Raw genomic sequence first — 5,517 nt, 5'->3', positions numbered from 1 at the left:
TCTGTTGTTTGAGAACTCAATAGTGTGCCAAGTTTATTGATACCAATTATTTTAATTGGTTGAACTGGTTGTTTCCGCCCACCCCGTGGGCTGGGAGCAGCTTTTTTAGCTGGTTTCGAATTTAGTGCATGACTGTGCAGCCAATTTTCCTTGGCTCCGGTCGTGTGTCTGTAACACATTTACGGAGAGTTTGATCCTGGCTCAGGATGAACGCTGGCGGCGTGCTTAACACATGCAAGTCGAACGATGACTTTTGTGCTTGCACAAAATGATTAGTGGCGAACGGGTGAGTAACACGTGAGTAACCTGCCCTTAACTTCGGGATAAGCCTGGGAAACCGGGTCTAATACCGGATACGACCTCCTGACGCATGTCATGGGGGTGGAAAGCTTGATGCGGTTTTGGATGGACTCGCGGCCTATCAGCTAGTTGGTTGGGGTAATGGCCCACCAAGGCGACGACGGGTAGCCGGCCTGAGAGGGTGACCGGCCACACTGGGACTGAGACACGGCCCAGACTCCTACGGGAGGCAGCAGTGGGGAATATTGCACAATGGGCGAAAGCCTGATGCAGCGACGCCGCGTGAGGGACGAAGGCCTTCGGGTTGTAAACCTCTTTCAGCAGGGAAGAAGCGAAAGTGACGGTACCTGCAGAAGAAGCGCCGGCTAACTACGTGCCAGCAGCCGCGGTAATACGTAGGGCGCAAGCGTTATCCGGAATTATTGGGCGTAAAGAGCTCGTAGGCGGTTTGTCGCGTCTGCTGTGAAAGCCCGGGGCTCAACCCCGGGTCTGCAGTGGGTACGGGCAGACTAGAGTGCAGTAGGGGAGACTGGAATTCCTGGTGTAGCGGTGAAATGCGCAGATATCAGGAGGAACACCGATGGCGAAGGCAGGTCTCTGGGCTGTAACTGACGCTGAGGAGCGAAAGCATGGGGAGCGAACAGGATTAGATACCCTGGTAGTCCATGCCGTAAACGTTGGGCACTAGGTGTGGGGGACATTCCACGTTTTCCGCGCCGTAGCTAACGCATTAAGTGCCCCGCCTGGGGAGTACGGCCGCAAGGCTAAAACTCAAAGGAATTGACGGGGGCCCGCACAAGCGGCGGAGCATGCGGATTAATTCGATGCAACGCGAAGAACCTTACCAAGGCTTGACATGAACCGGAAAGGCCTGGAAACAGGTCCCCCACTTGTGGCCGGTTTACAGGTGGTGCATGGTTGTCGTCAGCTCGTGTCGTGAGATGTTGGGTTAAGTCCCGCAACGAGCGCAACCCTCGTTCTATGTTGCCAGCGGGTTATGCCGGGGACTCATAGGAGACTGCCGGGGTCAACTCGGAGGAAGGTGGGGACGACGTCAAATCATCATGCCCCTTATGTCTTGGGCTTCACGCATGCTACAATGGCCGGTACAAAGGGTTGCGATACTGTGAGGTGGAGCTAATCCCAAAAAGCCGGTCTCAGTTCGGATTGAGGTCTGCAACTCGACCTCATGAAGTTGGAGTCGCTAGTAATCGCAGATCAGCAACGCTGCGGTGAATACGTTCCCGGGCCTTGTACACACCGCCCGTCAAGTCACGAAAGTTGGTAACACCCGAAGCCGGTGGCCTAACCCCCTTGTGGGGAGGGAGCCGTCGAAGGTGGGACCGGCGATTGGGACTAAGTCGTAACAAGGTAGCCGTACCGGAAGGTGCGGCTGGATCACCTCCTTTCTAAGGAGCACCTCAAGGTGATGCGTCCTTCCACAGTGTTGGATGTGTGCTTTGCAGGAGATGCCCATGTCGGAAGCATATGTTTTCCGGTGGGTGCTCAAGGGTGGAATATCAATAGGCAGGTGCCCGGCGTTGAGCCCGGCAGCACAGTACGCCCCTTCGGTTGTCTTTGGATGATCGTCTGCGGGTTGGAAAGGCTGCCGGTGGCTTGAGTACCGGGTTTTTCCGTTTGGCACACTGTTGGGTCCTGAAATAACAGGACCGAAGAATTTTCAAGCCTTTTTTGGAGGGGTTGGGAAGGGCACGGGTTTCGTGTTGTTTCTGATTGTTCCTGCGCAGGCCTGAGATCATCCGCGGTAGATACGCGGTGGTGGAGGGGTGTGACGGGGTTGTTGTTTGAGAACTACATAGTGGACGCGAGCATCTTAAAATTATTAAGTGCAATTTCAGATAAACCTGGTGGATCCCGGTGCCCGTGAGGGTGCCTGGTGAGGCCGTGGTTTTCTCGATAGCGATAATATTTATTGATCTTTGTGGTCAAGTTTTTAAGGGCACACGGTGGATGCCTTGGCATCAGGAGCCGAAGAAGGACGTAGGAATCTGCGATAAGCCTGGGGGAGTTGATAACCGAGCGTTGATCCCAGGATGTCCGAATGGGGAAACCCCGCCCGGCGCGCGAGTGACCGGGTGACCCGCATCTGAACACATAGGGTGCGTGGAGGGAACGTGGGGAAGTGAAACATCTCAGTACCCACAGGAAGAGAAAACAATAGTGATTCCGTTAGTAGTGGCGAGCGAACGCGGAAGAGGCTAAACCAGTGGTGTGTGATAGCCGGCGGGCGTTGCATCACTGGGGTTGCGGGACTTTCCGTATCGATTCTGCCGGATCGGTGAAGTGAGTGCAGGTGCATAGGTGAACGGGTTTGAAAGCCCGGCCGTAGAGGGTGTTAGCCCCGTAACCGGAATGTATGCTGCCGCTTGGAGAGGATCCCAAGTAGCACGGGGCCCGAGAAATCCCGTGCGAATCTGCCAGGACCACCTGGTAAGCCTAAATACTCCCTGATGACCGATAGCGGACAAGTACCGTGAGGGAAAGGTGAAAAGTACCCCGGGAGGGGAGTGAAACAGTACCTGAAACCGTGTGCCTACAATCCGTTGGAGCAGGGCAGTACCCCTTGTGGGTGTTGTGCTTGTGACAGCGTGCCTTTTGAAGAATGAGCCTGCGAGTTAGTGTTACGTCGCGAGGTTAACCCGTGTGGGGAAGCCGTAGCGAAAGCGAGTCTGAACAGGGCGATGCAGTGGCGTGATCTAGACCCGAAGCGGAGTGATCTACCCATGGCCAGGTTGAAGCGTGTGTAAGAGCGCGTGGAGGACCGAACCCACTTCAGTTGAAAATGGAGGGGATGAGCTGTGGGTAGGGGTGAAAGGCCAATCAAACTCCGTGATAGCTGGTTCTCCCCGAAATGCATTTAGGTGCAGCGTTGCGTGTTTCTTACCGGAGGTAGAGCTACTGGATGGCTAATGGGCCCTACAAGGTTACTGACGTCAGCCAAACTCCGAATGCCGGTAAGTGAGAGCGCAGCAGTGAGACTGTGGGGGATAAGCTTCATAGTCGAGAGGGAAACAGCCCAGACCACCAACTAAGGCCCCTAAGCGTGTGCTAAGTGGGAAAGGATGTGGAGTTGCTCAGACAACCAGGAGGTTGGCTTAGAAGCAGCCATCCTTGAAAGAGTGCGTAATAGCTCACTGGTCAAGTGATTCCGCGCCGACAATGTAGCGGGGCTCAAGTACACCGCCGAAGTTGTGGCATTCAAATATTAGCCAAGCGGATGGTTTATCCATTTTCGTTCAAGCGTTTGGATGGGTAGGGGAGCGTCGTGTGGGCAGTGAAGTCGCGGTGTAAACCAGCGGTGGAGCCTACACGAGTGAGAATGCAGGCATGAGTAGCGAAAGACGGGTGAGAAACCCGTCCGCCGAATGATCAAGGGTTCCAGGGTCAAGCTAATCTGCCCTGGGTAAGTCGGGACCTAAGGCGAGGCCGACAGGCGTAGTCGATGGACAACGGGTTGATATTCCCGTACCGGCGAAAAACCGCCAATACTGATCGGGGGATACTAACCGCCCAATACCTGACCGTTAGCCCTTGTGGCGACACGGTTTTTGGTGGAGCGCGGGACCTGATCCCGGGAGGTAAGCGTATTAACAGGTGTGACGCAGGAAGGTAGCCGGGCCGGGCGATGGTTGTCCTGGTCTAAGGATGTAGGGTCAGTGATAGGTAAATCCGTCACTGTGTCTTGGATGACGCACCTGAGATCTGACGGGACCCACCTTGGGTGGGAATCCGGTGATCCTATGCTGCCTAGAAAAGCATCGGCGCGAGGTTTTAGCCGCCCGTACCCCAAACCGACACAGGTGATCAGGTAGAGAATACTAAGGCGATCGAGAGAATTATGGTTAAGGAACTCGGCAAAATGCCCCCGTAACTTCGGGAGAAGGGGGGCCCCAACCTTGATGGACACTTGCTGTCCGGAGGGGATCGGGGCCGCAGAGACCAGGGGGAAGCGACTGTTTACTAAAAACACAGGTCCGTGCGAAGTCGCAAGACGATGTATACGGACTGACTCCTGCCCGGTGCTGGAAGGTTAAGAGGACCGGTTAGCCCTTTGGGGCGAAGCTGGGAATTTAAGCCCCAGTAAACGGCGGTGGTAACTATAACCATCCTAAGGTAGCGAAATTCCTTGTCGGGTAAGTTCCGACCTGCACGAATGGAGTAACGACTTCCCCGCTGTCTCAACCATAAACTCGGCGAAATTGCAGTACGAGTAAAGATGCTCGTTACGCGCAGCAGGACGGAAAGACCCCGAGACCTTTACTATAGTTTGGTATTGGTGTTCGGTGTGGCTTGTGTAGGATAGGTGGGAGACTGTGAGACCCGGACGCCAGTTCGGGTGGAGTCATCGTTGAAATACCACTCTGGTCATACTGGATATCTAACTTCGGCCCGTAATCCGGGTCAGGGACAGTGCCTGATGGGTAGTTTAACTGGGGCGGTTGCCTCCTAAAGAGTAACGGAGGCGCCCAAAGGTTCCCTCAGCCTGGTTGGCAATCAGGTGGCGAGTGTAAGTGCACAAGGGAGCTTGACTGTGAGAGAGACATCTCGAGCAGGGACGAAAGTCGGGACTAGTGATCCGGCGGTACATTGTGGAATGGCCGTCGCTCAACGGATAAAAGGTACCTCGGGGATAACAGGCTGATCTTGCCCAAGAGTCCATATCGACGGCATGGTTTGGCACCTCGATGTCGGCTCGTCGCATCCTGGGGCTGGAGTAGGTCCCAAGGGTTGGGCTGTTCGCCCATTAAAGCGGTACGCGAGCTGGGTTTAGAACGTCGTGAGACAGTTCGGTCCCTATCCGCTGCGCGCGCAGGAAATTTGAGAAGGGCTGTCCTTAGTACGAGAGGACCGGGACGGACGAACCTCTGGTGTGTCAGTTGTACTGCCAAGTGCACCGCTGATTAGCTACGTTCGGATGGGATAACCGCTGAAAGCATCTAAGCGGGAAGCCCGCTTCGAGATGAGATTTCCATACACCTTGTGTGTGAGAGGCCCCCAGCCAGACCACTGGGTTGATAGGCCGGATGTGGAAGCGGGGACTAAAGACCCGTGAAGCTGACCGGTACTAATAGGCCGATAACTTACACCACATCACAATCTGGGCAGGAAACGACTTCAAACGTTCCCGCTAAATAAGGGTTGTGTATGATCAATGCTGCTTGCGTCCACTATGTGGTTCCCGGATAACAAACCCGT

At 54.9% G+C, this 5,517-nt stretch carries 2 rRNA genes; both read left to right on the top strand.

What is annotated here, in order from left to right:
* Nucleotides 1-178 precede the first annotated feature (178 nt).
* Nucleotides 179-1,709, top strand: a 16S ribosomal RNA gene (locus QMA10_RS17565).
* Between the two features lie 535 nt (nucleotides 1,710-2,244).
* A 23S ribosomal RNA gene (locus tag QMA10_RS17560) occupies nucleotides 2,245-5,411 on the top strand.
* Together the 16S and 23S rRNA genes form the textbook arrangement of a ribosomal RNA operon.
* The last annotated feature ends 106 nt before the right edge of the window (nucleotides 5,412-5,517 follow it).

The sequence above is a fragment of the Arthrobacter sp. APC 3897 genome (assembly GCF_030407495.1).
In the GTDB taxonomy this organism is placed as follows: Bacteria; Actinomycetota; Actinomycetes; order Actinomycetales; family Micrococcaceae; genus Arthrobacter_B.
This window is presented reverse-complemented; position numbering and strand designations above follow the sequence as displayed.